The organism is Trichococcus shcherbakoviae (assembly GCF_963666195.1).
Taxonomy (GTDB): Bacteria; Bacillota; Bacilli; order Lactobacillales; family Aerococcaceae; genus Trichococcus; species Trichococcus shcherbakoviae.
The window spans coordinates 1,133,639-1,157,723 of record NZ_OY762653.1 but is presented as its reverse complement, the minus strand read 5'-3'; the positions used below and the strand labels follow the sequence as shown (position 1 = coordinate 1,157,723).

At 48.9% G+C, this 24,085-nt stretch carries 25 protein-coding genes and 1 CRISPR repeat array; of the genes, 19 read left to right on the top strand and 6 right to left on the bottom strand.

Features of this window, described 5'->3' with window-relative positions; translation table 11 throughout:
- Position 1 precedes the first annotated feature (1 nt).
- Positions 2 to 442 carry a MarR family winged helix-turn-helix transcriptional regulator gene (locus tag ACKPBX_RS05330; protein WP_319996207.1) on the bottom strand — a complete coding sequence of 147 codons (441 nt, stop codon included), beginning with the start codon at positions 440 to 442 and terminating at the stop codon, positions 2 to 4.
- Between the two features lie 183 nt (positions 443 to 625).
- Between ACKPBX_RS05330 and trxA the strand changes: the two genes are divergently transcribed.
- Both trxA and budA read left to right on the top strand, forming a co-directional pair.
- The gene (trxA, locus tag ACKPBX_RS05325; RefSeq protein WP_319996206.1) at positions 626 to 940 is read left to right on the top strand and encodes a thioredoxin; all 315 of its coding nucleotides are present in this window, start codon (positions 626 to 628) and stop codon (positions 938 to 940) included.
- Between the two features lie 165 nt (positions 941 to 1,105).
- Positions 1,106 to 1,819, top strand: coding sequence for an acetolactate decarboxylase (gene budA, locus ACKPBX_RS05320; protein ID WP_119092289.1), 714 nt, complete (start codon positions 1,106 to 1,108; stop codon positions 1,817 to 1,819).
- A gap of 66 nt (positions 1,820 to 1,885) precedes the next feature.
- On the opposite strand, the gene pfkB is transcribed toward budA, so the two are convergent.
- The gene (gene pfkB, locus ACKPBX_RS05315; protein ID WP_319996205.1) at positions 1,886 to 2,800 is read right to left on the bottom strand and encodes a 1-phosphofructokinase; all 915 of its coding nucleotides are present in this window, start codon (positions 2,798 to 2,800) and stop codon (positions 1,886 to 1,888) included.
- 235 nt (positions 2,801 to 3,035) lie between these two features.
- On the opposite strand from pfkB, the gene ACKPBX_RS05310 reads away from it, so the two are divergent.
- Complete coding sequence (locus ACKPBX_RS05310) at positions 3,036 to 5,423, top strand: AAA family ATPase (RefSeq protein WP_319996204.1); 2,388 nt, start codon at positions 3,036 to 3,038, stop codon at positions 5,421 to 5,423.
- A 59-nt stretch (positions 5,424 to 5,482) separates the two neighbouring features.
- Here ACKPBX_RS05310 and ACKPBX_RS05305 read toward each other — a convergent pair whose 3' ends face one another.
- Positions 5,483 to 6,349, bottom strand: a complete 867-nt coding sequence (locus tag ACKPBX_RS05305; RefSeq protein ID WP_319996203.1) for a DegV family protein — start codon at positions 6,347 to 6,349, stop codon at positions 5,483 to 5,485.
- Between the two features lie 135 nt (positions 6,350 to 6,484).
- Here ACKPBX_RS05305 and ACKPBX_RS05300 point away from each other — a divergent pair, with 135 nt between their 5' ends.
- The gene (locus ACKPBX_RS05300; protein ID WP_319996202.1) at positions 6,485 to 6,823 is read left to right on the top strand and encodes a hypothetical protein; all 339 of its coding nucleotides are present in this window, start codon (positions 6,485 to 6,487) and stop codon (positions 6,821 to 6,823) included.
- A 112-nt stretch (positions 6,824 to 6,935) separates the two neighbouring features.
- On the opposite strand, the gene rlmN is transcribed toward ACKPBX_RS05300, so the two are convergent.
- Complete coding sequence (rlmN, locus tag ACKPBX_RS05295; RefSeq protein ID WP_107994791.1) at positions 6,936 to 8,000, bottom strand: dual-specificity RNA methyltransferase RlmN; 1,065 nt, start codon at positions 7,998 to 8,000, stop codon at positions 6,936 to 6,938.
- Between the two features lie 212 nt (positions 8,001 to 8,212).
- Positions 8,213 to 9,490 (bottom strand): NRAMP family divalent metal transporter, encoded by a 1,278-nt coding sequence (locus ACKPBX_RS05290; protein WP_319996201.1) that lies wholly within the window; start codon positions 9,488 to 9,490, stop codon positions 8,213 to 8,215.
- Positions 9,491 to 9,730: 240 nt separating this feature from the next.
- Here ACKPBX_RS05290 and ACKPBX_RS05285 point away from each other — a divergent pair, with 240 nt between their 5' ends.
- From ACKPBX_RS05285 to ACKPBX_RS05275, 3 genes are all read left to right on the top strand, one after another.
- Positions 9,731 to 10,141: an iron chaperone gene (locus tag ACKPBX_RS05285; protein WP_319996200.1), complete on the top strand. Its 411-nt coding sequence runs from the start codon at positions 9,731 to 9,733 to the stop codon at positions 10,139 to 10,141.
- A gap of 12 nt (positions 10,142 to 10,153) precedes the next feature.
- Positions 10,154 to 10,489 (top strand): DUF1622 domain-containing protein, encoded by a 336-nt coding sequence (locus ACKPBX_RS05280; RefSeq protein ID WP_319996199.1) that lies wholly within the window; start codon positions 10,154 to 10,156, stop codon positions 10,487 to 10,489.
- Positions 10,490 to 10,627: 138 nt separating this feature from the next.
- On the top strand, positions 10,628 to 11,170 hold the full coding sequence (locus ACKPBX_RS05275; RefSeq protein WP_319996198.1) for a DUF2202 domain-containing protein: 543 nt from the start codon (positions 10,628 to 10,630) through the stop codon (positions 11,168 to 11,170).
- A 347-nt stretch (positions 11,171 to 11,517) separates the two neighbouring features.
- Here the strand turns inward: ACKPBX_RS05275 and ACKPBX_RS05270 are convergent, their stop codons facing one another.
- Complete coding sequence (locus ACKPBX_RS05270; RefSeq protein WP_319996197.1) at positions 11,518 to 11,754, bottom strand: antibiotic biosynthesis monooxygenase; 237 nt, start codon at positions 11,752 to 11,754, stop codon at positions 11,518 to 11,520.
- Between the two features lie 224 nt (positions 11,755 to 11,978).
- Between ACKPBX_RS05270 and ACKPBX_RS05265 the strand changes: the two genes are divergently transcribed.
- The 12 genes from ACKPBX_RS05265 (at position 11,979) to cmr1 (ending at position 24,084) form a co-directional block, all read left to right on the top strand.
- The gene (locus ACKPBX_RS05265; RefSeq protein ID WP_319996409.1) at positions 11,979 to 12,569 is read left to right on the top strand and encodes a nucleotidyltransferase family protein; all 591 of its coding nucleotides are present in this window, start codon (positions 11,979 to 11,981) and stop codon (positions 12,567 to 12,569) included.
- 4 nt (positions 12,570 to 12,573) lie between these two features.
- Entirely contained in the window at positions 12,574 to 14,700 is a 2,127-nt protein-coding gene (locus ACKPBX_RS05260; RefSeq protein WP_319996196.1) for a xanthine dehydrogenase family protein molybdopterin-binding subunit, read from the top strand.
- Complete coding sequence (locus ACKPBX_RS05255; RefSeq protein ID WP_319996195.1) at positions 14,697 to 15,173, top strand: (2Fe-2S)-binding protein; 477 nt, start codon at positions 14,697 to 14,699, stop codon at positions 15,171 to 15,173. The genes ACKPBX_RS05260 and ACKPBX_RS05255 overlap by 4 nt, the downstream gene beginning before the upstream one ends.
- Complete coding sequence (locus tag ACKPBX_RS05250) at positions 15,167 to 16,015, top strand: FAD binding domain-containing protein (protein ID WP_319996194.1); 849 nt, start codon at positions 15,167 to 15,169, stop codon at positions 16,013 to 16,015. The genes ACKPBX_RS05255 and ACKPBX_RS05250 overlap by 7 nt, the downstream gene beginning before the upstream one ends.
- Positions 16,012 to 16,626 (top strand): hypothetical protein, encoded by a 615-nt coding sequence (locus ACKPBX_RS05245; protein WP_319996193.1) that lies wholly within the window; start codon positions 16,012 to 16,014, stop codon positions 16,624 to 16,626. The genes ACKPBX_RS05250 and ACKPBX_RS05245 overlap by 4 nt, the downstream gene beginning before the upstream one ends.
- A gap of 10 nt (positions 16,627 to 16,636) precedes the next feature.
- Positions 16,637 to 17,155, top strand: a complete 519-nt coding sequence (locus ACKPBX_RS05240) for a nucleoside-triphosphatase (protein ID WP_319996192.1) — start codon at positions 16,637 to 16,639, stop codon at positions 17,153 to 17,155.
- A gap of 109 nt (positions 17,156 to 17,264) precedes the next feature.
- Positions 17,265 to 17,984, top strand: a complete 720-nt coding sequence (locus ACKPBX_RS05235; RefSeq protein WP_319996191.1) for a pseudouridine synthase — start codon at positions 17,265 to 17,267, stop codon at positions 17,982 to 17,984.
- Positions 17,985 to 18,663: 679 nt separating this feature from the next.
- A CRISPR array of direct repeats spans positions 18,664 to 18,994; the repeat unit is 36 nt; unit sequence GTTAAGAAACATCTCCCCAATGAGGGGTCGGAAACC.
- Between the two features lie 92 nt (positions 18,995 to 19,086).
- Positions 19,087 to 20,091 carry a CRISPR-associated endonuclease Cas1 gene (gene cas1, locus ACKPBX_RS05230; RefSeq protein WP_319996190.1) on the top strand — a complete coding sequence of 335 codons (1,005 nt, stop codon included), beginning with the start codon at positions 19,087 to 19,089 and terminating at the stop codon, positions 20,089 to 20,091.
- A 6-nt stretch (positions 20,092 to 20,097) separates the two neighbouring features.
- Complete coding sequence (cas2, locus tag ACKPBX_RS05225) at positions 20,098 to 20,382, top strand: CRISPR-associated endonuclease Cas2 (RefSeq protein WP_319996189.1); 285 nt, start codon at positions 20,098 to 20,100, stop codon at positions 20,380 to 20,382.
- A gap of 77 nt (positions 20,383 to 20,459) precedes the next feature.
- Positions 20,460 to 21,665, top strand: a complete 1,206-nt coding sequence (locus ACKPBX_RS05220) for a hypothetical protein (RefSeq protein WP_319996188.1) — start codon at positions 20,460 to 20,462, stop codon at positions 21,663 to 21,665.
- 211 nt (positions 21,666 to 21,876) lie between these two features.
- A complete protein-coding gene (locus ACKPBX_RS05215; RefSeq protein ID WP_319996187.1) occupies positions 21,877 to 23,172 on the top strand; it encodes a CRISPR-associated DxTHG motif protein in 1,296 nt (431 codons plus the stop codon).
- 6 nt (positions 23,173 to 23,178) lie between these two features.
- The gene (cmr1, locus tag ACKPBX_RS05210) at positions 23,179 to 24,084 is read left to right on the top strand and encodes a type III-B CRISPR module RAMP protein Cmr1 (protein WP_319996186.1); all 906 of its coding nucleotides are present in this window, start codon (positions 23,179 to 23,181) and stop codon (positions 24,082 to 24,084) included.
- Position 24,085: the final 1 nt, after the last annotated feature.

Genomic DNA, 24,085 nt, shown 5'->3' with positions numbered 1-24,085 from the left:
ATCAGCTCTCGGCATTTTTCGATATTTTCTCGAGAATGCTCAAAAAGGTGGTGATTTCTTCTTCGGTCAATCCTTTGGACAATTGGCTCTCCACGGAATCAATCACTTGTTCCGTATTTTGTTTTGCCTGCAAAGCCTTATCCGTCAGTATCATTTTCCGCAGTCTGGCGTCATAAGGAACGGTTTCCCGCAGCAGCAAGCCATCTCTTTCCATCGTATTCAGGATGCCTGTGACGGTCGATTTGCGGATGTCGAATTTCTGCTCGAGATCTTTCTGAAAGACGTCCCGCTCTACTGATTCTTTGGCGATGTAGGAAACGATCGCGAATTGCATGCCGGTCAAACCGTAACCATCATTTTCGGTCAAGTGCCTATTCATGAGGCGCTTTATTTGTTGCCAAAGCGATCTGATCCGGAATCCCAGCAAGTCTGTGTTGCTCATTATTTTTCACCACCCATATAGTTCGTGCCCTAACTATGTTATGCCTGTTAGGAGGGATTGTCAATCATCTTGCTTACTTTTTAAATCTTTTTTATTTACTAATAATACCGGGTGGGGTATAATACGTTTTGTTGATAAGAAATTTAGGGAAAAATATACAGTTTAAGGAAGGATAGATAAAGAATGAGCACACAAGTAACAGATACAACATGGCAAAGTGAAGTACAAGAAGGTTTGACATTGATGGATTTTTGGGCGCCTTGGTGCGGACCTTGCCGCATGCTCGGACCCGTTTTGGAAGAAATCGAAGAAGAGATGGACAACAAAGTGAAAATCGTCAAATTGAACATTGACGATAACCAAGCGACGGCTTCACAGTTCGGCATCATGAGCATTCCGACGATGGTGTTGTTCAAAGATGGAAAACCGGTGGAAAAACTGACAGGCTACCATCCGAAAGATGTTTTGGTTGATTACCTGGAAACAAAATTAGCGTAATATAGTATGAATGGAGGGCTGTCTCTTTTAGGGGCGGCCCTCATTGTTTGCCGCCTGACATTATGTGTGATGCGATTGTTTGACGCCTTCCCGCTGTGATATAATGGGCTATCATGTTCAGACAGAAAAAATGATTGCATAAGGGAACAGAAGGGGCGGGAGCAGATGGGCGAAAGTACATTGTATCAGCATCAGACGCTGGGGGATTTGATGGCGGGGGTATTCGACGGAACCCTGACATTTGAAGAGCTATTGAAGCATGGGGACATCGGAATCGGGACTTTCCATGATTTTGAAGGGGAACTGATCCTGTTGGACGGCATCGCCTATCAAGCGAAGGCGGACGGATCGATTTCGAAAGTCGATCCATCCCAGACAACGCCGCATGCTGCGGTGACTTTTTTTCAACCGGACCGTGAATACGACATCGACCGGCCGATGACGCTGAGAAAAGTCAGGTCGGATATTGTCAAGCGCGTGCGCAGCCGGAATGTGTTCTCGGTCGTCAAAATAACCGGGCATTTTGAATACATGCATACGCGGGCGGTGCCGAAGCAGCAAAAACCGTATCCGCGCCTGATCGAAGCAACGCGTGTCCAGCCGGAATTCGAGTCCTACGATATGCAAGGGACGGCAATCGGCATCTATACACCTGAATTGTTTGATGGCGTAGCCAAGGGTGGCTTCCATTGCCATTTCATCAGCGATGACCGCAAATTTGGCGGACACATCCTCGATTACATCGTGGATAACGCGAAATGCGAGATCCAAACCATCGAAAGCATCACGCAACATTTCGCCGTCCAATCCGATGATTTCATGGACAAGGAAATCGGCTACCACAACTTGGCGGAAGAAATGGCCGAAGCAGAAGGCTAATAAAGATAAAAAGCGTTGGATAGCCTCCGGAGACCGGGATTATCCAACGCTTTTAAAATTGTGTAGTTATTCGATTTTTTCCAGAACAACGCGGCCCAATTGCGCCTCGATTTCTTCAGTGGTTGCGATATCCGGGGAGAAAGCTGTTGCAGTTCCGGCAGCTACTGCTACCCGGAAAGCTTCCGAAGCGTCTCCTGTCCGGATGAAGGTGCCCACGAACCCGGCCACCATGGAATCTCCGGCTCCGACCGGATTGGCGACTTTTCCGGATAAAGGCGGCGCATAGATGACTTCATTCGGTGTAAATAGCAAGGCGCCATCCCCGCCCAAGGAAACGATGGCATGCTGGGCGCCCAATTCAACCAACTGCTTGCCGTAAGGGATAACCTCCTGCCAAGTGGTGAAAGTCCGGCCGAAAAATTCTCCGACTTCCTTCTGGTTCGGCTTGACGACTAAGGGATGATACTGCAGGCTGTTGCGCAGCTCATCTTTCGTGATGTCGCAGGCAAAAGGCACGCCTTCCTCGTGCAGGGACCGGATCAGCTGTTCATAAAAATCCTTGGGCATGGAAGGGAGCTTGCTGCCTGACATCACAACGAAGTCCTGCGTCGAGATGTCCTCGAAACCTTTCAGGAAACGGGCGACTTCCTTCTCTGTTGCGTTGGGACCGTAGTCGCTGATTTCGGTATCCTGATCTGATTTCAATACAAGATTGATACGGGTACGCTCTTTGATCACGGTGAATTGGTTGAGGATATTCAGTTCCTCCATGTATTCGCGCACAAAGTCACCGGTGAAGCCTCCGCGGAAGCCCAATGCAATCGAGGGGATTCCGAGTGCTTTCAGGACGCGCGAAACCATGATGCCTTTCCCGCCGGGCGTTATCAGTTCATCCTGCATGTGATGGGATTGACCCAAAGTCAATTGGGGGACGGTGACGATATAATCGATGGTCGGATTCAGCGTGATTGTGTAAATCATGTGTAACTCCTCCTGTCTGGATGGCACGTGGTTCTTTTTGCTTTCAATCAAAGTATAACCCTGTCGGCAGGCAAACTCAAAAGATAGCTTTTTTGCGCCCGCACCCTATCCAGAACGAGAAAAGCGGCGAGCATATACACATGGAAAGGGACGGAATTGTGCTAAAATAAAGGGCATCATGAAAAGGTCCAAATTAGATAAATAGAGTATACGAACAGGAAGGAAGAAGCTTCGGATGACAGACGAGAACTTAACTGAAAACATAGACGAGAGGCTGAAAGGGATAGAGAACAACATCAGAAAAAACATGTCCTTGAGCAGCGTCCCGGTCTTGATGGAAGCCATCCGGACGCATCCGGATCATCCGCATGTGAATTACTTGTTGGGGCTCAGCCACTACAAGAACCGCAATCTGGAAAAAGCGATGCATTATGCATTGCGGGCAGTGGAATTGGACGGCACTGGCGATGCCTATCTGACATTGCTGGCGAAGCTGTATACGGAGGACGGAGATGACAAGGCAGCCGAGAGCTATGCGCAAGCCGCCTTCACCCGCAACCCTGCCAATTGGGAAGCTGCCCTTGTACTGGCGAAGATGGCCTTCGAAAAGAACGACCTCCCGCGGGCGCTGAAACTCGTCGATCAGGTGCTGGAGCACAGTCCGAAATCCTTTGCGGCATTGCGGTTGAAATCGAAAATCTACCTGCAACAGGAAGAGGAACTGGAAACGATCCTGGCTTCCATCGAGGAGTCCGAGAAATACGGCTATGACGATGCCATCGAGTACGACCGCGTCTACGCCTACTATATCCACGGCCGTTTCGATGAATGTCGCCGTATCCACAAGGAATTGGAACGGACGCGGCCGCTTTCGCACAGCACCGAAAAAGTCGGCAAACTGATCGCGACCATGCAATCGAGCAGGCTGGCAAGAAGAGGGGCACAAGCGGATTATTTCCATATGGATGTCGCCCATTCCAACCGGAAAGTCAAAGTCTCTTTGGAAGAGTCTCTGGCCGAACTGAATGAGCTGATCGGTCTGACGGAAGTGAAGGAGACCATCAACCGGATCGTGAAGCTGGTCGAATACGACAAGAAACGGGCCTATATGCTGTCGATCGAAAAGAACGAACAGCCTTCCTATCATTTCGCCTTTTCCGGCAATCCGGGCACAGGGAAAACGACAGTCGCCAGGATTCTCGGGGACATCTTCTATTCCCTGGGCATCCTCGAATCGGGACAGTTGGTGGAAGTCGATCGCTCGGATCTGGTCGGCGGCTACGTCGGACAGACTGCCCAGAAGACAAAGGCTGTGATCGAGTCGGCCATGGGTGGGGTGCTGTTCATCGATGAAGCCTATTCTTTGGCGTCCTCGGACAGCGATTCGCTTGATTACGGTTCCGAAGCCATCGACACTTTGATCAAAGCGATGGAAGATCACCGCAATGATTTCATCGTGATCCTGGCGGGTTATGACACAGGCATGAAACAGTTACTGAAATCGAATCCTGGCCTTTCGAGCCGCATCAATATGCAGATCGATTTCGAGGATTTTTCCGATCAGGAACTGTTGGAAATCGCCAAGACGCAAGCCAAGGATAATCATTACACGTTGACTGAGGAAGCCGAGCAGGCCTTCAAGGTCAAAATCAATCAGGAAAAAGTGGTCCCGCAGTTCGCCAATGCCCGTGCCGTCCGAAACATCATGGAAGAAGCGATGCGCGAACGGGCCTTCCGCCTGAGCGAAAAGCCGGTGACGAAGGATGATCTGGTCATCCTCGAGCCGCTCGATTTCGGCATCGACCCGAATCAATTGTTCGGGGATAATATTGAAGACTTGATGGCGCAGCTGCGCAATCTGGTCGGGTTGAAGGATGTCAAAAAACAAGTCAGCTCGATCATGAATTACGTACGCGCCGAAAAGCGCCGGGAAAAGATGGGGCATCCGATGAACGATTTGTCCTTGCACATGGTCTTCACCGGGAACCCCGGCACAGGCAAGACAACCATCGCACGGCTGATCAGCCAAATCCTGAAATCCATCGGTGTGCTGAAGCGCGGACACATGATCGAAGTCACAAGGGAAGATCTAGTCGGGCAATACGTCGGCCAGACCGGACCGAAGACATTGGAGAAAATCAAGGAAGCGTACGGCGGCGTGCTGTTCATCGATGAAGCCTATTCCCTTTATTCCGCTTCCGAAAACGACTTCGGTTATGAAGCCATCAGTACGCTGATCAAGGAGATGGAGGACAACCGCGACAAACTGGTCGTCATCATGGCCGGCTATCCGAGCGAGATGGAGCAGATGCTCAGCATGAACTCCGGCATCCGCAGCCGGATCGCCTACACGGTCGATTTCCCGGATTACGACAGCGAAGAACTGACGGAAATCTTCCACATGGCCGCCACCCAGCAAGGTTTTGTGCTGAAGGAGGAAGCCCAGGAGAAAGTGAAGAAACTGTTTGTGCAGTCCTATACGACACGCGACAGCCATTTCGGCAATGCCCGTACGGCCAGGAGCCTCTTCGAGAAGGCAAAGTTGCACCAAAGCAACCGCCTGGCCGAAGATGAGGAGGCCGACCTGTTCACGATCCTGCCTGAGGATATCGGAGAGAATTAGTGGACAAACAAAAAACTTCTGCATTACGGAATTATTCCGTAATGCAGAAGTTTTTTCTTTTATTCGGCGTTTCCTGATTTTTCGATTCCGGCAATCCCGAAAGCGCCAGGACCGCCATGGGAAGTGATGACGCCGCCGGTCTGGATCCAAGTGACGTCCTGGTAGCCTTTTTCCTTCGCGTAGTTTTCCATTTGGGTCATGATTTCTTCTTCCAAGCCGAGCGATTGGATGAGGTACAGCTTATTTTCGTCGATGGGATAAGTCTTCAGGTAGTCATCAAAAAAATCGACGACGACGCGGCTCATCTTGCCGCGGTATTTTTTTTTGGAAACCAATTTGCCGTCGATCAATTCGATTGTTGGTTTTATCTTCAGCAGCGATGCCCCCAAATAAGCTGCATTGGAGACGCGGCCGCCTGCCCGCAGGAATTCGAGACCGGATGGCATGAACGAGAAGTGCGTGCGCGGCACTACAGATTCGATGGCGGAAACCAATTTTCCCACTGCGATATCCGGTTCCTTTTCAAGCAAATCAGCGGCATAAAGTACGATCGCGGCCAAGCCGCCGGATACGTTCAGGGCATCGATGAGGTGGATGTTCTCGAAATCTTCCGCCGCCAACACGGCACTCTGGAATGAGGAAGAGGCCTTGGAGGTGTAGCCGATATGCACGATGATGCTGTCGGGAAGCTCAGAGCGGATCTTTTCGAAAAAAGCAGTATATTCGTTTGGATTGGTTGCGGTCGTGGAAGGCGTTTTATTGGTTCGCTCGTAATAATCATACAGATCCGTGACCGGAAAAGATCCATCAAGATGATCGATATCATCCATGATGACGTGCATCGATACAATCTGGATATTGTGTTTCTTTGCCAAATCAGTGGGGATATCCGCGCCGCTTTCAGTCGTAAGAATTACTCTGCTCATACTATTCCTCCGTCTCCAATGGTCAAATATGTTATTGCCAATGGACTTAATTTGTTGGTTCCAATATACCACACTTTTAGTGCCCAACCAAAAAGTGTTATGATTGAATTAGAAACAGGAAGGGAAGAATGAGGCATGGTAAAAAATGGAAAAAACCGGAAATCGGATATCGTTACGATGCTTGCGGTTGCGGGGTATGTGCTGTTCTTGGTGGTTGGCTTTCCTGCGGCTGAGAGAGCAGGCGGCTTTTATCCGGCGCTGATGATTTTGGCGGGAATCGCGGTTCTGTTCGCGATCGTATACTACCATTCGCGTGTGAATGCGTACGTCTGCCCACAATGCCGGCGAAAATTCAAAATCAGCTTCCTGAAGGATCTGTTGTCGTTGAACGGAGGCAAGCAAGGCAAACGGTTGACTTGCCCGCATTGCGGATTCAAAGGTTGGATGCAGGAGACCTCTCCTGATGAGGAATAAACAAGCAGGAGCTGGGTTGCTGGCTAGGGTCGACACCGGCAATAAAATCAGAAACGAACAAAAAAACAGAGGCCATCTCATTTTACTTTGAGACGGCCCCCGCTAAGGTCAATTATTTAGTTGCTTTTTCCAGATGTTTGCTGCGCAGTTGGCCGCAGGCGGCATCGATGTCGGTGCCGTGCTCCTTGCGGATGACGCAGTTGATGTTGTTCTTTTTGAGGATATCATAGAATGCCAGAATATCCTTTTTGGTGCTGCGCTCGTATTTGATGTGCTCGGCAACCGGATTGTAAGGGATCAGGTTCACGTAGGACAGGTGACGCTTATCCTTCAACAAGGCAACCAATTCATGCGCCTGCTCCGGTCTGTCGTTCACACCTGAAATCATGATGTATTCGAAAGTGATGCGGCGGTTTGTCTTTTCCAGATACTCGTCGATGGCGGACATGACTTCCTTCAGCGGGTGTTTGCGGTTGATGCGCATCATGCGGCTGCGGATTTCATCGTTCGGCGCATGCAGGGACAAAGCCAAGTTGACTTGCAGCCCGTTTTCCGCGAATTCGCGGATTTTCGGAGCCAATCCGCTGGTGGAAACCGTGATATGACGAGCGCCGATTGCCAACCCTTTCGCGTGGTTGACGATGTTCAGGAAGGCGATGACATTGTCGTAATTGTCGAACGGTTCACCTATGCCCATCACAACGATGTGGCTGACGCGTTCACCATTGCCTTTTTGATCCAAGTAGTGCTGGATCTGCATGATCTGTGCAACGATTTCGCCGGCAGTCAGATCGCGTTGCTTGCGTTTCAGACCGCTTGCGCAGAACGTGCAGCCGATATCGCAGCCGACTTGGGTCGTGACGCAGACGGACAGACCGTATTCCTGACGCATCAGGACGGTTTCGATCATCAGTTTATCTTCCAGTTGGAAGAGGTATTTAGTTGTGCCGTCCGCTGATTCTTGGACGACCACTTGATTCAGGGGCTGCAGCAGGAAGGTGTCGGAGAGAAGGGCAACCAAATCTTTTGACAAGTTCGTCATTTCCGAGAAATCGAGGACGCGTTTGATATATAGCCAGTCCCAGATCTGTTGGGCGCGGAATTTTTTCTGGCCTTGTTCCAACAACCAAGCTTCCAGCTGATCCAAAGTCAATCCATAAATAGAAGGTGTGTTCATTATACTTTCCTTTCTTTACCGTTCAAATTTTCAATCCATATCATAACACATTTTTATGAAAATGGAATTACATCCTTAAAATAAGTGAAAAGGTGCAAAAAAGCACTTCAAATGCATGGAATTCCCGACGAAGGAATGCTCGCCGGGAAAACGCCGCCGGAAGCGCCTGAAATTCCCGATGAAGGAAGTGTTTGCCGCAGTTGGGTTGTCCGCTAAAATCCGAACAAATCCTTCAAGAACACTACGCCGATGCCGAACATCACCAGCGTCGCAATGCCGCCGACCACATTTCCCAAACGGCGATTCGTATGGCTACCCATCACCTTTTTATTGTTGCCGATGAAGAGGATCAGGAGCATCAGGGGCGGGGCCATCAAACCATTGATGGCTGCGGAATAGTACAAAGCTCTCATCGGATCGATCCCGACAAAATTGATCGTCAGTCCGATGAGCGTGGCGATGGTGATGACGCCATAGAAACCATGCGCCTCCTTCAGTTTCTTACCCAGACCCGTCTCCCAACCAAAAAATTCGGAAATGGCGTAGGATGAGGATCCGGCCAAAACAGGCACACCAAGCAGGCCTGTTCCGATGATGCCCAAAGCGAACAGCCAATAGGCGAAGTCTCCCACCAAGGGCCGAAGCGCTTGAGCGGCCTCCGAAGCAGAATTGATGGTGGTGATGCCGCTAAGGTGAAGGGTCCCGGCTGTCGTCAGCACAATCATGAAAGCAGTGACTGTCGTAAAAAACATCCCGACAATCGTATCAATCTTCATATCCTGGATATCCTTGACAAAGATGCGGGGTTTTCCGATGCCGATCCCTTTTATTTTATGCTCGACAATCTCTTTTTCCACTTCTTCATCCGCTTGCCAAAAAAACAGGTAAGGGGAAATCGTCGTCCCTAAAAAAGCCACCACATTTAGCGTAAATTCCCGGGAAGGGTAAAAGGTTGGGATAAGGGTATGCTGAAGGACAGCGCCCCAATCCTGGCGGACCGTGAATGCCGTGAAGAAATAAGCGAACAGGGAAAGCGTCAGCAACATCAGGAATTTTGAATAATTTTTGTAATCCATAAAAATTTCCAGGATCAAGGTCAGGGCAGTCATGAACAGGATCCAAAAGATGAAGGGCAAGCCGAGCACCATCTGAGCTACCGCGGCCATCGCGCCAAGATCGGCACCGATGTTGATCGTATTGGCGATGAACAGAAGGGAGATTGCCGGATAGCTTATCCATTTAGGGTAGGATTCTTTCATGATCCCTGTCAGCCCTTTACCCGAAACCAGCCCGATCCGTCCGCACATTTCTTGGATGGCAATCGCAAAGATGCACGAAATCGGAGAAAGCCACAGCAGATGAAGGCCGAACATGGCGCCGGTCTGTGAGTAGGTGACGATTCCCGATGGATCATCATCAGAGGCTCCGGTGATGATGCCAGGTCCAAATTTTTTGAGGAATTTTTTGGTTTTTTTAAGAATATTGCGCATCTTTCTCACTCCCTTATTGGGTTGTGAATCTGCAACCAGACTTTCCGATTATAGTTGCGTTAGTCAGAATCAGTGTCTGTAGGCATTGGGATTAGGGAGCGGGCTTGTCCAGTTTTTTTCTCTCCTTTGACATCATCATACCTACTATCCGTCAAGCTTGCAAGCACTTGCATCGCTATATGATATACTATTCACAGGAACGCAAACAACGAAAAATCCAGACTATTGAGGTGGACTGAAATGGAAGAATCAGCTATAAAAATTGAAACGATTGATGCATACATCAGCCGCTACGATGAGGATATCCAGGTAATCCTGCAGGAATTACGCCAGGTGATAAAGGAAGAAGCGCCCGATGCGACGGAGAAAATCAGCTATCAGATGCCAACCTTCTACCAGAATGGGAACCTTGTGCATTTTGGTTTGCAGAAAAATCATATCGGCTTCTATCCCGCACCGAGCGGCGTTGCAGCTTTCAAGGAAGAATTGACGGATTACAAGACTTCAAAAGGCGCCATCCAATTTCCGCTGACGAAACCTATCCCATACGAGCTTGTGCGCCGGATCGTCCGCTTCCGGGTCGAAGAAGCGGAGAAAAAAAGAAACAGATCAAAAAATAAATCGTTTCACCAGATTATCTCAAGTACATAAAGGAGGCGTATCATGAATCTGCATGCAGTCTTAACCGAAGTCATCCCAACACTTGCGAGCCTGATCGAGGGCATCGGTGTCCTGATCATCCTTTATGGCTGCGTCAAGTCATTGTATCTGTTCATTATGGACAAGCTGAATCTGAACAACAACCAACCGAAACTCGAATTGGCCAAAGCGCTGGCTTTCAGTCTGGAATTCAAACTGGCCGCGGAAATACTGAAGACGGTCATCATCCAGACAATCGATGAATTCATCGTCCTGTCTGCCATCGTCATCCTGCGGGTCGTGCTGACGCTCGTCATCCATTGGGAAATCAAAAGCACCAATTCAGAAGTAGGGGAGTGACTTTCACACTCTTCCTTTTCCAGTTTTGAAAACGTTGTCTTTCCGCCCTGGTTTTGCCATGCTTTCGACATACTTCTTTCCTATACTGAACCTGTAGAAAAGAAAATCACGAAGCATACAAAAAAGGAGCGGATCGAAATGAAAAAATGGATGAACGGAGTAGTGGGCGGGGCTTTGACAGTCTTATTGTTCGGCAGCACCGGTGTCATGGCATCCGAGGAGGAAGAGTTATATGGTGCAGCAGCGGTCAGCGAAGGCGAAACGTATACTATAGAAGAAATGTTGGTTTACGCCATCCAGGATGAATACATGGCCGAAGCTTCCTATCTCGCAATCATGGAGGCATTTGGAACGGTCAAACCTTTCACGAGCATCGCCAAGGCTGAGGGCACACACATTTCCTTGCTGTTGCCGCTGTTCGAAACTTACGGATTTGAGGTTCCGGAAAATGAAGCGGAGGCCCGAATCGTGTTGCCGGCGTCCTTAGCGGAAAGTTTTGAAAAAGGCGTGGCAGGCGAAATCGAAAACATCTCTGTCTATGGGCAATTCCTTGAGGCCGAAGATTTGCCGGAAGATGTCAGAAGTGTCTTTGAACGCTTGATGGCCGCATCCGAAAAACATTTGGCAGCCTTTGAACGCGGCGTTGACGGAAATCCCGACGGAGCTGGCAGGAAAAAATGATGTGAAGCCATAAACCAAGCCCCGCGCATGATTCACTTGCGCGGGGCTTGGTTGTATGCGTTTGAGCTGCTGGTTGTCCGATACCCACGAAGAATCGGACAACCAGCATGCAAGCGAGCTTCAGCTTGTCCGATAACCACGAAGAATCAGACAACTAGCACGCAAACGAGCTTCAGCTTGTCTGATAACCACGAAGAATCGGACAACCAGCATGCAAGCGAGCTTCAGCTTGTCCGATAACCACGAAGAATCAGACAATCAACACGCAACATCTGCGCAAGTACAATACAGGATACATTTCAAAAAAGTAAGTATTGAAAACTGTTGTCAGAAACTCTCGTAGTAGTTCATTTCCATGCCCAATAGGTATTTCGGTCTCTTTTTCCCCAGTTCTGCCAATTTTTTTTGGATTCCCATTTGATCAGGACGAGCACTTCCTCGCTCTCATTGTTGACCGAACGGACATAGGTTTCGACGCTGTGGAAACCGGGTTGTTGTGGCAGCAGCGTGCTGGTCTTGAATTTATTGACAGCGGCGTTGGAGAAACCGCGGGCGATGGATAGTTTTCTAGCTTGGATGAACATGTGTAAAACCAGCTTTCCTTAATGATGAATACGACTTACTTTTGCATAGTGGATAGTGTAGCAGACCTAGCTGGAAAAATGTATGAAAAAGATTAGAAATTAATGTGGAAATTAGTGGGGAACGCAAAGGCAGAACAATCGGGTGTATAATGAAGGCACAGGGTACAACAAACCAGTCCATAAATGTAAGCGATGTCTTTTTTGTTTCGGGAAGGGTTGATGTGATGGGAACGGAAGGCGTCATCTTGGCTGCCGGGAGATCCTCCCGGATGGCGGGAAAATCAAAAATGACGATGGACTTGGGCGGCTGGACAGTGATCCAAAGAAGCATCGGTAGCCTACGCCCGTTCTGCAGCAAGGTCATCGTCGTGACGGGATTCCATGCCGAAGCGGTGATGGTTTCGGCCGGACATTGTCCAGAAGCGGAAGTCGTCTTCGTTCACAATCCGGACTGCGAAAAAGGCATGTTCTCCTCCATGCGGCTCGGCTTACGGCATACAGATGCGGAGTATGTCCTCATCCTGCCCGGCGACTGCCCATTCATCACCCATGAAGTCTGTGAAAAACTGTTGGCCGGTAAAGGGGATATCGTTCTGCCGGCCTATCAGGGGAAGTGTGGGCATCCGGTCCTGTTGAGCCGCTGTGCGATCGAAGGCCTATTGGTGGACGAACGCTGCCAAAGCCTGCAGGAATACATAAGCGCAAACAAAGCGAAAATCATCGCGGTGGACCGTCCGGAGATTCTTTGGGACATCGATACGCCGGAGGATTACGCCAAGGCAGTGGAGTATTTTCGAACGAAAGAAGTGAGGTGAAGAGATGGAAACCATCAGCAAATCCATCAGGCGTTTCGATTTTGATGACAAGGTCGAAGGGAAAGCGAAATACTGCGCCGACTTGCATCCGGAGGGCATGCTCTACGCAAGGACATTGCGCTCCGAGGTGCCGCGCGCGAAAATTCGCGCAATCCGTTTGCCGGAGCTGCCGGAAGGGTACACGGTCATCGACTACCATGATATCCCCGGCAAGAATATCGTGCCGATTGTGTACGAGGATCAGCCGTTTTTGGCTGTGGATGAAGTCAATTATATCGGCCAGCCGATCCTTTTGGTCATTGGGTCGGATAAGGAAATCATACTCGACATCATCGGAAAAATAGAAGTGGACTACGAATTGCTGCAGCCGATCCTATCAATCGAGGCTGCCATGGAACAAACGGATTCTTTCATTTACGGAGACAAACCCTATTTTGTCGGTTATGAATACATGAAAGGCGATCCGGATGCGGCCGTAGCGCAGGCAGTCCGGGTGATCGAAGATGAGTTCCGCACAGGCTATCAGGAGCATGTCTATATCGAGCCGCAAGCGATGCTGGCAATCTACGACGGTAAGCGCGTCTCTGTTTACGGCTCGATGCAGTGTCCGTATTACATCCACAGTGGCTTGAAGCAGGCGCTCGGCTGGGGGGATGACCGGGTGCGTGTCGTCCAGCTGCCGACGGGCGGAGGCTTCGGTGGCAAGGAGGAATATCCTTCGATTCCGGGAGTGCACGCTGCTTTGGCCGCCATCAAGACGGGAAAACCGGTCCAATTGCTTTTCGACAGGCCGGAGGACATCCGCGCCTCGACCAAGCGCCATCCTAGCATCATCCGTATCAAGAGCCATCTGGATGCGGAAGGGCGCATCATCGCCCGGGAAATCGACGTCAAGCTGGATGCCGGAGCCTATGCAGGCCTCTCCAGCGTCGTGCTGCAGCGGTCGATTTTCTCCGTCTGCGGCGTCTATGATATCCCGAACCTGAAGGTGACGGGGAAGGCCTATGCGACCAACAACATCGTGACCGGTGCGTTCCGGGGCTTCGGCGGACCGCAGGCATTCTTCGCCATCGAAATGCATATGGCGCACATCGCGACCGAATTGGGAGTCGATCCGATGGAATGGCGGAGGAGTTATTTCCTGAAAAAAGGGGACACTTCTTCGACCGGTGGCGTCTTCCATTCCGACATCAAACTGGCTGAAATCGCCGATGCTGTGAACAGATCGTCCGGTTATCAGGAGAAGCATGGCGCATTCGGATCAGACAAGGGTTTCTGGAAGGGAATCGGCTGCTCGTTCTTCTTCCATGGCTGCGGCTTCACTGGATCAGGAGAAGCGGAATTGCTGAAATCGCGGGTAAAGCTGAAGAAGTATGCGGACGGAACGGTTGGTATTTTTGTATCGAGCACCGAAATCGGCCAAGGGGCTCTGACCACCTTGCGCAAAATCGTCGCCCAAACCTTGGACATCCCGATCGGACAAGTCAAACTGACCTATCCGGACACCGCGGACTGTCCAGATTCAGGCCCTACTGTCGCATCCCGGACCGTCATTATCGTCGGACGCCTGCTTCAGGAATGCGCTGTCGAAATGAAACAGCGTTGGACTGAGGAAACATTCGAAGTGGCGAAGGATTACGTTTATCCGGAACACTTGTCCTGGGACAGCGAAAAATTGGCCGGGAATGCTTATCCGGAATATTCCTGGGGGGCCAACGTCGTCGAAGTGGAAGTCGATCCGGTAACGTATGAAGTCGAAACCAAAGGCGTTTGGGCGGTATATGATATCGGAACGCCGATAGACGAAAAGATCGTGCAGGGCCAGATCGAAGGCGGCATCATGCAGGGATTGGGGTACGCAGCCATGGAAAGGCTGCAGTCCACGGGAGGAAAATTGCTGCAAGACAGTCTTTCCGAGTATCTGATCCCCGCGGCCGTGGACTTTCCGCGGATCGCGTTTGAATTGATCGAAAACCCTTATGCTGGAGGGCCGTTCGGGGCCAAAGGGTTAGGAGAGTTGCCGATGATTGGAGCCGCTCCGGCATTTGCGGCCGCAGTGGAACAGGCAATCGGCAAAAAAATCGACCGTATCCCGGTGACCCCGGAATACATAAGGGAGCTGATGACATGATGGAAGTCATTTCTTTCAAACTGAATGGGCAAGCAGTCGAACTGAAGACGGATCCCGCCAGAAGGCTGCTCGATATCATAAGGGAGGACCTTGATTGCAAAGGGGCCAAGGAAGGTTGCGGGGAAGGCGAGTGCGGCGCCTGCGCCGTGCTGTTGGATGGCCGCTTGGTCAATTCCTGTCTGATCACGGCAGCCATGGTTGCAGGAAAAAACATCTGGACAATCGAAGGCTACCGGGATACGGAAAGGTTCCAGCTGCTGAAAAATAAATTGGCGGAGTACGGCAGCGTCCAATGCGGTTTCTGCACGCCGGGCATCATTATGGGGGCGGAAGCATTGCTCTCGAAAAATCCCCATCCGACTGAAGCGGAGGTAAGGGAAGGCATCTCCGGGAACCTGTGCCGTTGCACCGGCTATACGATGATCGTTGATGCCATCCTGGCCGCATCAAGGGAGAGTGAAGGGTTATGGTGAACGTATTCGTTCCGGAAACTTTGGAGGAGGCGCTGCGGATCAGGGGGCAGCACGAGACCCTAGTCATCAACGGCGGAACCGATGTGATGGTGAAATACAGGCGTTGGAACGGCATGCCGCCGGATTTCCCGCTGGATGTGTTGCATATCGGGAATATCGCGGAGCTTAAGCGCATCGAAATCGCAGAGGGCAAGCTTATCATCGGCGCAGCCGTCACGCTTTCCGAACTAATGGAACATTCCTGGGTTCCTGACTACATCACTTTGCCGATCCGCGAGATGGCTTCACCATCCATCCGGAATATGGGGACGTTGGCGGGAAACCTTTGCAACGCCTCCGCATCCGGTGACAGCCTGCCGATGCTCTATGCGCTTGATGCGGAGGTTACCCTGGCGTCCATGCATGGGACACGCAAACTGCCTGTCGCACAATTCATCACCTTTGCCAAACAGACGCTGCTTCAACCCGATGAACTGGTGACGGAAATCATGATACCGGTTTCTGAATTTCCGATAGTTTATTACCGGAAAATCGGCGGAAGGAAAGTCAACGCCATCTCCAAGGCGAGTTTCTATGCGGTGGCGATCAAGAAAGACGGTATCATCGAAGACGTGCGGATCGCATTCGGTTCCGTAGCTCCGACTGCCGTCAGGGACAGGGCCTGCGAAGAGATTTTGATAGGGACAGCGGAAACGGAACTGGATTCAAAAATAGAATCGTTGCGCACGCGATATGGGGAACTGCTTGCGCCGTTGGACGACATCCGTTCCACAGCGGACTATCGGCGGCATGTATCCTTGCAGCTGCTGGAGGATTTCATCGGAAAGGGGCTGGCGAAATGAACAAGAAAGCCATTCAGATTGTCTACTGGGGTTCGCTTTGGGGGATAGCCGAGGCGACACTGGGTTATGTATTGCACATGGCCGCGATCCAACTCCCCGGAGTTCCGGGATTCGTGATGTTCCCTGTCGCCTTTTATTTCATGAGGAAAAGCTACTTGGCGAGCGGGAAGGCCGATGCGGTCTTTCAGGTGGCACTGGTCGCGGCGTTGATCAAGTGCTGCGATTTCCTGATTACGGGGAACGTCCCGATCAGGATACTCAATCCGGCCCTTTCGATCCTATTGGAAGGGCTGGCGGTGGCGCTCGTATTCGCCTATGCCGAAAGAAGGAAAACTGATGTCGGCTTCGCGTCGGTTTTTTCGATGGGCGTCCTTTGGCGAGCGGTCTTTCTCATTTATCTATTCCTGATTTCGCTCATCGATCTGCCGGCCGCGCTTGTGACGGACGGACTGCAGGTCAGTCTGCGCTTCCTGCTTTTGGAAAGCTTTGTGAATGCTATCCTGATGTTTGTTTATCTGAAAATCGAAAAAACAGCACGCGTTGTTGAGGTGACACCAGTTGTTGCCTATGCGGCGCTGGCGACGGCCATCATGCTGACGCTTGCGTTTTAGGGGGGACGGCATGGGACGAGTGAACATCATCACAGGTGAAATGAACTCCGGAAAGACAACGGAGCTGATCAGGCTCTACCATGAGCTGCCTGTCTGTACGGCCGACGGTTTCGCCAGCATCAAAGTTTTTTCGGAGCAGGGTGCGTTCGAAGGCTATGACCTGAAAAGACTGGCGACAGGAGAGACACTTCCGTTCATCAGATTAAGCAATCCTGATGCAGTGCCGCTTCAAAAGGACAGCTTCGGGTTCGACCGCTTCACTTTCCTGCGGGAGCCCCTCGTGGCTGCCGAGCAGGCCATCCGGGATTTCCTTTCCGACCCGTTGATCCGGACCATCCTGCTGGATGAGATTGGCCCGGTCGAACTGCAAAGGAAAGGGTTCTGCCGGGCGTTGAAGATGCTGTTGGCAAGCGATAAGGATCTGTATCTTTGCATCAACAGAAAGAACCTGGATCCTGTGGTGAACAAATTCGGAATAATGGCGCCTCGCCTGATTGAAATTGAAGATAAAACATTCCCCTCGAGATGATACACAAACGGGGGGGATTTTTTTGGTAATCCATGGATGCCGCTTGCAACAAAGATCCGTTCCGCTTAGAATGTAAGGACTGCAATAAAAACGGAAAGGATGAGGATGGATGCGATTGGACAAACTGCTCAGCGAATGCGGCTACGGTTCGCGAGGACAAGTGAAAAAATTGATCAGAAGCAAACAGGTCAGCATCGACGGGGAAATCGTGCTGGCGGACAGTCACAATGTCGATCCGCAGCTCCAGACGGTCATCGTCTCGGGGGAAACGCTGACGCATCGGACCAATGTCTACTACATGCTGCACAAGCCGGCTGGAGTTGTGACGGCGGTATCCGATGAAGGCAACCGGACCGTCATCGATCTGATCGACCCGTCCGACCGCAGACCGGGCCTCTATCCTGTGGGACGGCTGGACAAGGACACGGAAGGGCTGCTGCTGATCACGGACAACGGGCAACTGGGATATCAGCTGTTGCTGCCGCACAAAAAAGTGACGAAGCGCTATGAAGTCGTCGTGAACGAGCGCGTGACCGCCGCCGATCAGGAAGCCTTCGCCGAAGGGATCGTCTTCCACGGCGGAACTACCTGCAAGCCGGCCCATTTGACCATCCTCAGCCAAGAGGACGACGAAAGCCGCGTGCTGTTGGACATCAGCGAAGGGAAATTCCACCAAGTGAAGAAGATGTTCCTTTCGGTCGGCAAGAAAGTCACCTACCTGAAACGGCTGACGATGGGACCAATCGAACTGGACGAATCGATTCCACCCGGCAGTTATCGGCCGCTCAACGAAGCGGAATTGGAACAACTCAAGCCGTATTTCAAATAGCCGGGCACTGATGTTGCATTAAACTATTAGGGTGGTTTTATCAGACGAGATTGATACCTTTCCCACCAACGGTGTTATTGAGTGGAAACTGAACTGAGCATACGCCAGAGCAATTGATAAGGCCGAAATTTTTCTACCAAGCATTAACGATGCTTATATTCTCCTGTAAGTCACATCGCCAAGGGATTGAAAAAGACATATTCAATTCATTTACAAAATATAGTTTTCTAAATTCTTATTCCTGAATATTAGCAATCCTCTACACGGTTGGTAAACTCAGCTCACCAACCGTGCAGAGGAATTTTTTTTTATCAAAAAGGTTGAAGCTATATTTTAAATGCATCACTAATTCCACTGTTTTTCACACAGCATAAGGAACATGAACTATACGATTAACAAATTAAACGAAAATGAATATATTTAGTTACATTAGCTGTTTTTATCTAGATGGTTTGATATAATATTAATATTAGTTGCAAATGATTTTATTGCTGAATTCCATCGATAAAATGATGCTACACATTTAAAATGATTATTTTTTAGAAAGCCTCCCGCAACTACAGCAATAAGGGTTTGAACCTGTTTTCCACAGATTGAGTACGAAAATAATCTGAAAGATCGTGTTCCTCCCGCAAATGCCACATTTAGCCCACGTCCCCCAAGGGATTCAGCTGACAGGGTTAAGAAACATCTCCCCAATGAGGGGTCGGAAACCTACTATACCCATGACTGCCCATACCTCCTGCCCTAGCGTTAAGAAACATCTCCCCAATGAGGGGTCGGAAACCCAATACTGGACAAATAACGGACATTGATGTCTGCAGAGTTAAGAAACATCTCCCCAATGAGGGGTCGGAAACCCATACTCCATAGACTCTATATCGAACTCAATATCATTCAAGTTAAGAAACATCTCCCCAATAAGGGGTCGGAAACCCGTCAATATCATACAGTCCGTTTACACAGATTGTGAAGTTAAGAAACACCTCCCCAATAAGGGGCCAGAAATAAACAGCGCTAAACTATTAAATATGCATATAGCGATGAAGTTTAAATGACGTGTTTTTGAAAACGCTTCAAAAATGTCGGTAGGGGTGATGTCATGAGTACTGTATATGTGATAAATGATTGCGGCAAATGCGGGTATCAAAACGGTAGATTGGTTGTTGAAGTGCCAGAAAAAAGAACGGAAATTCCATTTGAGAAGGTTTCGGGCATGCTTATTATCGGGAATATCCAATTATCCACGCAATTGATGAAGGCATGCTTAAAGAAGGGAGTGGTTGCCACCTTCCTGTCGAAGTATGGCGAATTTTACGGAAAATTGCAGTCCACCAAGCATCAGCACATCGAACGGCAGCGGAAGCAGTTCATGCTGTCGGAGGAGGATGATTTTTCTTTGGCCTTGAGCAAGCGCTTTGTGAAAGGCAAACTAAATAATCAGCAAGTTCTCTTGAGAAGAATTTTCCGCGATGCTGATAATCCAACCGATGCAAGCAGCGACATTATGTGCAACATGGGGATTTATCGGGATAAAATTGATGAAGCCCACACGATAGATGAATTACGTGGTTATGAAGGCATAGCGGCCAGAACGTACTTCGATGGCATAAGCAGCTCATTATCCGAGGAATTCCGTTTTAATGGCCGTAATCGTATGCCGCCAAAAGATCCGGTCAATAGCCTATTGAGTTTTGGTTATACGATCCTGATGTATGAAATCTATGCGGCCATAGAACAAAATGGGCTGCATCCGTTTTGCGGTTTTTACCACAGTGACTCTTTGCACCACCCGACGCTGGCAAGCGACCTGACGGAAGAGTGGCGACCCGTCATAGTGGACAGTCTCGTGCTCTCGCTGCTGCACAGTAAGAATCTAACGATGGAACATTTCTATACGGTTGCAGATAAAGATGGGGTTTACATCACAGACGAAGGAATCAAAATATTTGTACAGGGGTTCGAGCATAAGATGACCACCAATACCGTATATCAGGAAAATACCGGCATCACGTATCGGGAAGCATTGGAAAAGCAAGCGGGTGATCTGTGGCAAGCGATGCGGGAAATGTCTCCGGAAACCTATAAGCCATTCCTGTTGAGGTAGGTGAGCATGATGGGGGAAACACAGTATCTGATGGTGGTTGCGTTCGATATTTCTGATAACAAAAAGAGAAGGAAAATCACAAAGTTTCTATTAGCCAGAGGCACGAGGGTCCAGAGGTCTGTCTTTGAATGCAAGGGAAATCATGCGTTCAGGAAAAAATTGATGGATTATTTTTCGGATTTTTATGACGACGGAGATAATATCCGGATGTACACCTTGCCAGTTGATGCTGAAGTAATCAGCCAAGGGGAAATCATGGAGGATGAACTGGAAGATTTCTATATCCTCTGATGATGACTATCTCTCTGGGCAGAGGCGAATTAAAAAGCAGAAGGCATATCGATCAAGTAAAGGGGCAATAATAAAAAATGGGATACAGAAAAAAGAAGCAATATGCGATCCTGACAACAGGAACTTCCTTTTTATCCGGCAACAATGTTTTCAGCAAATATAAAGACCAGTTGTGTGATGAGAAGGAATGGTCAAGATTAATAAAGGAAAAGCTTTCGGAGAATCCCGTGTTGCTTCATCAATCCATCAGTGCAGAAATGACCGTGATGAGGAGCTGGCAACAGCAAGACGCGTTTTATGATGCTCCGGCTGAAATTCACCTTATTCACAGCGATACTCCGAACGGCGGGTCAGCCGCAACAGGGGTGGGAGCTTGCCTAAAGGAATTGTATCCAACTGTTTGCGTGCGATACCATCGGATAGCGGGCCTGAATATGAATGAGCCAAAGACGATGATGCAAGGGATGCACGAATTGGTTCGCGTTCTCAACAACTTGTTCAGCAGCCTGGAAGAAGCGAAAGAACAGGTCATATTTGCGCCTATCGGAGGATATAAAACAATTACAATGTTGGCTCATCTGGTCGGGGAATTGAACGGTTACGAAGCGTGGTATCAATTCGAGGATTCCAGCCATCTGATTGCTGTGCCGAGAATGCCGCTCAAACTGAACATGGAAAGCTACGCTACGGGAGAAGTCAGGGATGCGATCCAGCGCTTCTATTGTTTATCAAACTATTCATTCAATGGAATCCTTGAGTGGGATCCATTGCCGGACGAAATGAAGCGGGAAGTTGAAAACTATCCAGAAGTATTTTATCGTGATGAGGGTCTGATTACTTTTTCGCCTTTTCTGGCTGACAAACTGAAAGCACAGGGATACCATTATTTTCCTAGCATCTACGTATCCGAAGCAAAATATCTGTCGTTGAAAGCGGAACTCAATACATTGATAAACCAATTCCTGCCAGATTGGAACCGCTATGCAGAAATCCCGGAAAATAAAAAGTATCAAGACACTATGCATCACGAATATCAGTGGTCAGATGTCTCCAAGGGCAACGAGTATTCCCTTTATCGGATGAGCTGCTCACCTGAATATCGCGCGATATATTATTTGTCCCCAGATAAACGAAGCATCTATTTAAAGAAAATATGGACCAATCATGGAGAGTACGATCGGGATGTGAAAAATTTATCCGCTATGCTCGGGAATGATTTTCGAGGCGACGGTTACAGTGAAATACCCAGAACGGCATTTTCAGGCATCTTGAGCGCATATTGATCAAAGGAAGCGCAATGATGATAATAGAACTATTTTCTTTCATTAAATTTCAATTTACAATAAAGGTATAAAGTGATATTCTCGAACTAAGAACTATCGGTATAATGCGAAGGAATCGGTCAATCATTAAGATAAGGGCCGATTTTTTTATATATTCTTTTCGATAGGGTATCGAGTTTCTTTTGACGGATGAGGATGGCAGGAGGTCAGCATGAAAAAACTGTTTTGTTTTTTAGGTACCGGCAGATATTTGGAAACGATGTATCAGAATGCCGATTATGTTATGGCATCAAAATTCACACAAGAATATTTGATCAACTATTATGCAACAATAAAGCAGGATCCCTTTGGCGAAATTGTAGTCTTTGCTACGGAAGAATCCAAGGCGAAGAACGGTCAGGCCTTCGAAGAAATGTTGGGTGAGATGCCGATTAAGTGGGTTTATTATGATGAATCATTCGGTGAAAAACCTTGGCTTCTTTTCGAAAAAATCGACAGTCATATGGCTCCGGGAGATTCGATCGTATTTGATGTGACGCACGGCTTTCGTTCGATTCCGCTGATTTCTTTGGTTTCATCAGAACTGGCTTTGTTGTTTAATGAAAACATGAACATCGAGGCGGTCTACTACGGCAATTTTAAGGGCGAAGGGGAACTGTCTCCATTTGTCGACCTGACCAGCATCCTGGAATTGCAAGAATGGAGCAATGCGGTACGCTCCCTCAAGCAGACTGGGAATCCCTCTCTGCTCATTGATCTGGATGCCAAGCAAAAGCAGAACCATATGGAAGTGCAAAAAATAGCGAATAACCCGCTTTCGAAAGATTTGTTGAGGATGTTCGGCTTGGGGAACGCAGTGCAGAAGCTGACCAAATCGATCGCGTTCTGCCGATTGCACGATGTAAAAGATTCCTGGCTTCTTACCAAGGCGGCGATCGATAAAATAGAATCGTCGAGCTCCGAGAAATCATATCCCTACATCAAAATCAAAGAACAGCTCTCTTTCATCTTTGACGACTTCCAGCAGGCAAAAAGCAATGCAGATTATTATGGGGCAGCGATCAAATGGTGCGTAAGATACGGACTGTATCAACAATCGATAACATTGATGCTGGAAAGTGTCATTACGGTATTCTGCGAACATTTTGAAGTGAAGAAGAATAGCCGAAACAATCGCTATGCCATCTCGCTGCTGCTGAAGTATGAGGACATCAAAAAAGACAGGAAAAGCGATCTGGCTGCATTCGTAAAGAATTTGGATGCTGCTGTCGGAAAAAGCCAACTGAAGGAATCGGATAAAGAACGGATTGCGGCGATTATTCAGGAAAACCAAGCCTTTTTTAATAACACCTACAATAATCTGAACGATTATCGGAATAATTTTAACCATGCGGGAACCAACGAGCATGTCATCGGCGAAGCGAAGTTGGAAGCATTCATCAAAGAACATTATCAGGACGTAATCGATTTCGAACGAGAATTTGCCTTGGTTGGGGCAGGAAGGTGAGAGGATATGGAAAACATTCAGAAACAAGTTTCAGCTGTCCAATCCGTAGAATATGAACTGGAGGCCATCACGCCCGTCACGATTCACGGGGCGGACACGGGTCAATCCGAGGCGAGGCTGGCTTCGATTAAAGGTATGACCCGATATTGGTATCGTGTTTTGGGATCCGATACAGATACAAAGGCCATGCAAGAGAAGGAACGCGCGCTTTTTGGTTCTGCTCAGGGCACCTCGCTAAAATCCAAAATCTGGTTCACTGAGAAGGTATTCAGTGCCAGAAATGGAACATTTCGACCTTCTCATTCAAAATCGTTTACTGTAAATGCATTTACGGAAGGAACGAAGTGGCGGATAGCGGTCTCCTCAAAAAAATCGGAAGAAGCCAATTTAGTCTTCGGCGCAGCTGCTTTTGAAGGAGCTGTCCTTTTGGGGGGATTTGGGCAGAGGGGAAGGCACGGCGCAAGTTCTTTCAAATTAGCCAATCGTATATTGAACACTCCCACGGATTATTTAAGGAAGATTGAGCAGATTGCAAAAATCCTCGGAACGGAAACAGAAGTCGACGAAAAGAAACTACGCATCAAAAGAAGGCATAGTCTTCCGGGGCAACCACAGAGGCCTTACTGGCTTGAAACGACGCTTCTGGTTATGGGACTGAAAAGTAGTCCAAAGGATATTTTAGCTGTTATTCGCGAAGCCACCCATGATTCTCATACTAAATTCGAAGGGGCACTTGGAGCGATGAATCCGCGCTTCCCGGCGCCGCTGCATACATCGCTCTATGCCTTTTCGGACGGCTATGCAGTCATCATTTCAGAAATTCACCATGAAAAGAGTCAATCCCAAAGATTCCTGGATGCGAAACATCATTATGAACAAACAATCAAAGAGGGATTGCATAAAATGAGATAGG

What these genes read in the sequence shown, in the direction of transcription:
- trxA (WP_319996206.1), top strand. Translation starts at nt 626, where the DNA reads ATGAGCACACAAGTAACAGATACAACATGGCAAAGTGAAGTACAAGAA.
- cmr1 (WP_319996186.1), top strand. Translation starts at nt 23,179, where the DNA reads ATGGAAAACATTCAGAAACAAGTTTCAGCTGTCCAATCCGTAGAATAT.
- pfkB (WP_319996205.1), bottom strand. Translation starts at nt 2,800, where the DNA reads ATGATTTACACAATCACGCTGAATCCGACCATCGATTATATCGTCACC.
- ACKPBX_RS05275 (WP_319996198.1), top strand. Translation starts at nt 10,628, where the DNA reads ATGAAAAAATGGATGAACGGAGTAGTGGGCGGGGCTTTGACAGTCTTA.
- cas2 (WP_319996189.1), top strand. Translation starts at nt 20,098, where the DNA reads ATGATGGGGGAAACACAGTATCTGATGGTGGTTGCGTTCGATATTTCT.
- ACKPBX_RS05265 (WP_319996409.1), top strand. Translation starts at nt 11,979, where the DNA reads ATGGGAACGGAAGGCGTCATCTTGGCTGCCGGGAGATCCTCCCGGATG.
- ACKPBX_RS05300 (WP_319996202.1), top strand. Translation starts at nt 6,485, where the DNA reads ATGGTAAAAAATGGAAAAAACCGGAAATCGGATATCGTTACGATGCTT.
- ACKPBX_RS05270 (WP_319996197.1), bottom strand. Translation starts at nt 11,754, where the DNA reads ATGTTCATCCAAGCTAGAAAACTATCCATCGCCCGCGGTTTCTCCAAC.
- ACKPBX_RS05305 (WP_319996203.1), bottom strand. Translation starts at nt 6,349, where the DNA reads ATGAGCAGAGTAATTCTTACGACTGAAAGCGGCGCGGATATCCCCACT.
- ACKPBX_RS05280 (WP_319996199.1), top strand. Translation starts at nt 10,154, where the DNA reads ATGAATCTGCATGCAGTCTTAACCGAAGTCATCCCAACACTTGCGAGC.
- ACKPBX_RS05250 (WP_319996194.1), top strand. Translation starts at nt 15,167, where the DNA reads ATGGTGAACGTATTCGTTCCGGAAACTTTGGAGGAGGCGCTGCGGATC.
- budA (WP_119092289.1), top strand. Translation starts at nt 1,106, where the DNA reads ATGGGCGAAAGTACATTGTATCAGCATCAGACGCTGGGGGATTTGATG.
- ACKPBX_RS05330 (WP_319996207.1), bottom strand. Translation starts at nt 442, where the DNA reads ATGAGCAACACAGACTTGCTGGGATTCCGGATCAGATCGCTTTGGCAA.
- ACKPBX_RS05290 (WP_319996201.1), bottom strand. Translation starts at nt 9,490, where the DNA reads ATGCGCAATATTCTTAAAAAAACCAAAAAATTCCTCAAAAAATTTGGA.
- cas1 (WP_319996190.1), top strand. Translation starts at nt 19,087, where the DNA reads ATGAGTACTGTATATGTGATAAATGATTGCGGCAAATGCGGGTATCAA.
- ACKPBX_RS05285 (WP_319996200.1), top strand. Translation starts at nt 9,731, where the DNA reads ATGGAAGAATCAGCTATAAAAATTGAAACGATTGATGCATACATCAGC.
- ACKPBX_RS05240 (WP_319996192.1), top strand. Translation starts at nt 16,637, where the DNA reads ATGGGACGAGTGAACATCATCACAGGTGAAATGAACTCCGGAAAGACA.
- ACKPBX_RS05220 (WP_319996188.1), top strand. Translation starts at nt 20,460, where the DNA reads ATGGGATACAGAAAAAAGAAGCAATATGCGATCCTGACAACAGGAACT.
- ACKPBX_RS05245 (WP_319996193.1), top strand. Translation starts at nt 16,012, where the DNA reads ATGAACAAGAAAGCCATTCAGATTGTCTACTGGGGTTCGCTTTGGGGG.
- ACKPBX_RS05235 (WP_319996191.1), top strand. Translation starts at nt 17,265, where the DNA reads ATGCGATTGGACAAACTGCTCAGCGAATGCGGCTACGGTTCGCGAGGA.
- ACKPBX_RS05260 (WP_319996196.1), top strand. Translation starts at nt 12,574, where the DNA reads ATGGAAACCATCAGCAAATCCATCAGGCGTTTCGATTTTGATGACAAG.
- rlmN (WP_107994791.1), bottom strand. Translation starts at nt 8,000, where the DNA reads ATGAACACACCTTCTATTTATGGATTGACTTTGGATCAGCTGGAAGCT.
- ACKPBX_RS05255 (WP_319996195.1), top strand. Translation starts at nt 14,697, where the DNA reads ATGATGGAAGTCATTTCTTTCAAACTGAATGGGCAAGCAGTCGAACTG.
- ACKPBX_RS05215 (WP_319996187.1), top strand. Translation starts at nt 21,877, where the DNA reads ATGAAAAAACTGTTTTGTTTTTTAGGTACCGGCAGATATTTGGAAACG.
- ACKPBX_RS05310 (WP_319996204.1), top strand. Translation starts at nt 3,036, where the DNA reads ATGACAGACGAGAACTTAACTGAAAACATAGACGAGAGGCTGAAAGGG.